Consider the following 4167-nt stretch of genomic DNA (forward strand, 5'->3'; position numbering starts at 1 on the left):
GCGGCGATCTGCGACGGCGACTGGGTAGTCGTACGTCAACAGAACGTTGCCGAGAACGGCGACATCGTCGCCGCCATGATCGACGGTGAGGCCACCGTCAAGACCTTCAAACGCATCGACGGCCACGTCTGGCTGATGCCGCACAACGAACACTTCGAGCCGATCCCCGGCGACGACGCCGCCGTCCTCGGCAAGGTCGTAACCGTGATGCGGCGCATCTAACGGTCCCCGGCGTCTGCGCCCGCGGTCAGCCGAGAACGGCGCGCGCCGCCTCCCGGGCCGCTTGGGTACTGTCGGCAGCCATGGCTGCCTGCGCCGCCGCCCGGCACTGCTCCAGGGTCACCATGCCCAGCTTGAGCCCGACCGGGGCCGTCGCCGCGGGCGCCGCGGACAGCGAGGTGACCCCGAGGCCGACCAGCACGCAGGCCAGCATCGGGTCTGCGGCCGCCTCGCCGCAGACGCCGACTTGTTTGTCCTGTGCCGCACCAGCCGCGCCGACCCGCTCGATCAGCGCCAGTACCGCGGGCTGCCACGGATCGGTGAGCGCCGCCAATTCCGGCGACATCCGATCGGCGGCCATCGTGTACTGGGTGAGGTCGTTGGTGCCGATGGAGACGAAGTCGACTTCGCGGAGGATCTTGTCGGCTTGCACGGCCGCCGACGGGACCTCCACCATAACGCCGGGAATCATGCCGCGTTCGCGGACCAACGCGGCGAATTCACGCGCCTCGGCGACCGTCGCGATCATCGGCGCCATCACCCACGGCACCGCGGTTGTCCCCTGCGCAGCGGCGGCCAGTGCATCGAGCTGATGCAGCCTAATCTCCGGGTTCGACATGATGATCCGGTTGCCGCGCACCCCCATGGCTGGATTTGCCTCATCGGGATGGGTGACGAATTTCAGCGGCTTGTCCGAGCCGGCGTCGAGCGTACGGATCACGACTTTCTGCCCGTCGAAGGCATCGATCACCTCGCGGTACAGGGCCGTCTGCTCCTCCACCGACGGTTCGTCGGGGCGATCCAGAAAAGCCAGTTCGGTGCGGAAGAGACCGACGCCTTCGAGAATGCCGAGGTCAGCAGCCTTACGGGCCGAGGTGCCGTCCGCGACATTAGCCAGGATTAGTATGTGATGACCGTCGGAGGTCTGGCCCGGGCCGCGCCAGGCCGCGGCGGCCTCGGCGGCGCGTCGATGCCCGTCGATGGCCACGGCGATCTGTTCGGCGACCGGATCGAGACCCACGATGCCACGCTCACCGTCCACATAGACGGTCGAGCCGGTCGGAACCGAGTCGAGATCAGCGATCGCGACCACACACGGGATACCGAGCTGACGGGCAATGATCGCAGTGTGGCTCGACGGTCCACCCAGGCGGGTAGCCAGGGCGATCACCCGGGTCGGGTCCAGCCCGGCGGTGTCGGCCGGAGCGAGATCGTCGGCGCACAATACCGACGGCTCATCGGGCATGGGGATACCGGGTTCGGGCACGCCGAGCAGTTCGGCCACCACACGGTCGCGGATGTCATTGAGGTCGGTGACCCGCTCGGCCATGCGGCCGCCGAGCTTGGTGAACATCGTTGCGATCTGTTCGATCGCCGCGATGGTGGCCGCGGCCGGCGGCGCCCCGTCGGCGATCAGTTTCCGGGCCGCGCCGGTCCAGGCGCGGTCCTTCGCGAGCCCGGAGGTGGCGGCCAAAACCTCGGCCGATGAGCCGGTGCTCGCCGAGGCGCGCGCTGAGAAGCGACTGGCCACCGTGGCAACGGCGGCGGCGAAACGCTCCTGTTCCGCGCCCCGGGCGTCGGGGTCAACGGTGGCCGCCGGATCGATGTCGAACGCCAGCCTGGGCGCTGGGCGGATCACTGGGCCGCAGGCCAAACCGTGAACCACCGGAGTGCCGGTTACCACCCGTGTCGCACCGAAGTTGTCCGCCGAACCCATCGCTGTCACCTCAGTCATGTGATCAACATTACTAAAACCGCTTGACGTGTCAACACATTCAAAGGTAAACACAGACATAGCCAAACGGATTCGGGCCCTTGAAGGAGCCTCGTACCCGATGGACTCTACGCAGGAGGGCGACGTGTACGCCGAAGAACGCCAGCAGGAGATCGCGAACGAGGTCCGCGCCCGCGGCCGAGTCGCGGTGGCCGATCTGGCACAGCGCTTCGACGTCACCGGCGAGACCGTCCGCCGAGATCTGGGAGTACTCGCCCAACAGGGAGTGCTGCACCGCGTGCACGGCGGCGCAGTACGCCCCGACGTCCGCACCGTCGGGGACGAACCCGATCTGGAGCAGCGCGAACAGTCCCACCTCGCCGCGAAGACGGCCATCGGGATCGCGGCGCAGACATTTCTCCCACCGCCGGGCGGCTCGGTGATCTTCGACGCGGGCACCACCACCCTGCGGGCGGCACTCTCGGTCCCCGGTGATCGAGACCTGACCGTCGTGACCAACGCGGTACCGCTGGCCGCGCACCTGTCCACCCTGCCGGGCTGCGACGTGACCCTGCTCGGCGGTCGCCTGCGCCGCAAGACGCTAGCGACAGTGGGCGCCTCCACCGTGGCTGCGCTGAACCGGCTGCGCGCCTCCGTCGTCTTCCTGGGCACCAACGGACTAAGCCTGAACCATGGGCTGTCCACCCCCGACCCCGAGGAGGCGGCCGCCAAGAGCGCGATGATCGCGGCCGCCAACCGAGTGATCGTGCTGGCCGACTCGAGCAAGTTCAACCGCGAACTCCTGGTGCGCTTCGGTCGGATCTCCGACATCGATGCCATCGTCACCGACGCGGGTATCGACGTCCCCTTGGCCGCTGACCTGGCAGCCCTCGACATTGAAGTGGTGATCGCATGATCGTGACCGTGACGGCCAACCCGAGTGTGGACCGGACTATCGACCTCCCGGGTCCCTTCAGCCGGGGCGACGTCCTGCGCGCCACCGGGGTGCGGAGCCAGCCAGGCGGCAAAGGGATCAATGTCTCCCGCGTGGTCGCCGAGGCCGGGCTCGCTACGCTCGCCCTGCTCCCGGCACGCGATGGCGACCGGCTACTCCACCAACTCGACGCGGCGGCATTGAACTACCGGACCGTCCCCATCGACGACGACGTGCGCACCAACCTGACACTCACCGAGCCCAACGGGATCACCACCAAGATCAACGAGGCCGGAGCCCGGCTCAGCGCTGCGGTCCTCACCCAGCTCACCGAACTGATCGTCGACGCGGCCAGTGCGGCGCAGTGGGTGGCACTGTGCGGCTCGCTGCCGCCGGGGGTACCGGCCGACTGGTACGCCGTCGTGGCAGACCGCCTGCACGCGGCCGGGGTGCCCGTCGCCGTCGATACGTCCGGTCCGCCGCTGACGGCGATCGCCGGTGCCCGACCCGAACTCCTCAAGCCCAATGCGTTTGAACTGGCCGAATTGACCGGGGACGACGGCGCGGCGATGGAGGGGGCCGCCCTGCTCGGTGATGTCACGCGCACTGCCGGTGCGGCGCGCACCCTCGCCGAACAGACCGGTGGCGCGGTCCTGACCACCCTCGGGGCCGCCGGCGCGCTCCTCACCCTGGCATCGGGCAGCTGGTTCGCCACCCCGCCGAGAATCGCAATACGCAGCACGGTGGGCGCGGGCGATTCATCGCTGGCCGGGTATCTGATCGCGCAGCAGCGTGGCGGCGACCCGGCAGAGTGGCTGCGCACCGCCGTCGCCTACGGTTCGGCCGCCGCCGCTCTGCCCGGCACCACCCCGCCCACCCCCGGCGACCTCAACCTGGCTGGCGTGCACGTTCACCCTGTCCGCTAACCCGACCGCACCGTCGAGTAAGGAAAATCATGACCGAACCGATCATCACTCCCCCGTTGGTGTTACTCGACACCGACGCGGGAGCCGACGCGGAGGCCGTCATCCGGCGGCTCGCCCAAGCCCTCGCCGACGCGGGCCGCTGTAGCGACCCCGGCGCACTCGCCGGCGCCGCCCTCGAACGCGAAACGAAATCGCCCACCGGCCTGCCCGGCGGTCTGGCCATCCCGCATGCCCGCGTCGATTCGGTCAACACCGCATCGCTCGCCATGGCCCGACTGTCGAACAAGGTCGACTTCGGCGGCCCCGACGGTCCGGCGGACATCGTCTTTCTGATCGCCGCCCCGGCGGGCGCGGGCAGCGCGCACATGAAACTG

General features: G+C 69.1%; 5 protein-coding genes. 4 read left to right on the forward strand and 1 reads right to left on the reverse strand.

Annotation, left to right across the window (positions count from 1 at the left end):
- The coding region (locus WAW85_RS09875; protein WP_422559442.1) for a LexA family protein at positions 1-222 on the forward strand (222 nt) is incomplete at its 5' end.
- Between the two features lie 25 nt (positions 223-247).
- Here the strand turns inward: WAW85_RS09875 and ptsP are convergent.
- Positions 248-1954, reverse strand: a complete 1707-nt coding sequence (gene ptsP / locus WAW85_RS09880) for a phosphoenolpyruvate--protein phosphotransferase (protein ID WP_422559443.1) — start codon at positions 1952-1954, stop codon at positions 248-250.
- A gap of 124 nt (positions 1955-2078) precedes the next feature.
- Between ptsP and WAW85_RS09885 the strand changes: the two genes are divergently transcribed.
- The 3 genes from WAW85_RS09885 to WAW85_RS09895 all read left to right on the forward strand — a co-directional run.
- A complete protein-coding gene (locus WAW85_RS09885) occupies positions 2079-2849 on the forward strand; it encodes a DeoR/GlpR family DNA-binding transcription regulator (protein WP_422559446.1) in 771 nt (256 codons plus the stop codon).
- Positions 2846-3793: a 1-phosphofructokinase family hexose kinase gene (locus WAW85_RS09890; RefSeq protein ID WP_422559444.1), complete on the forward strand. Its 948-nt coding sequence runs from the start codon at positions 2846-2848 to the stop codon at positions 3791-3793. Before WAW85_RS09885 ends, WAW85_RS09890 begins: the two co-directional genes overlap by 4 nt.
- A gap of 29 nt (positions 3794-3822) precedes the next feature.
- A partial coding sequence (locus WAW85_RS09895; protein WP_422559445.1) for a PTS sugar transporter subunit IIA occupies positions 3823-4167 on the forward strand: 345 nt, incomplete at its 3' end.

This window comes from Gordonia sp. (in: high G+C Gram-positive bacteria) (assembly GCF_049299075.1).
Taxonomy (GTDB): Bacteria; Actinomycetota; Actinomycetes; order Mycobacteriales; family Mycobacteriaceae; genus Gordonia.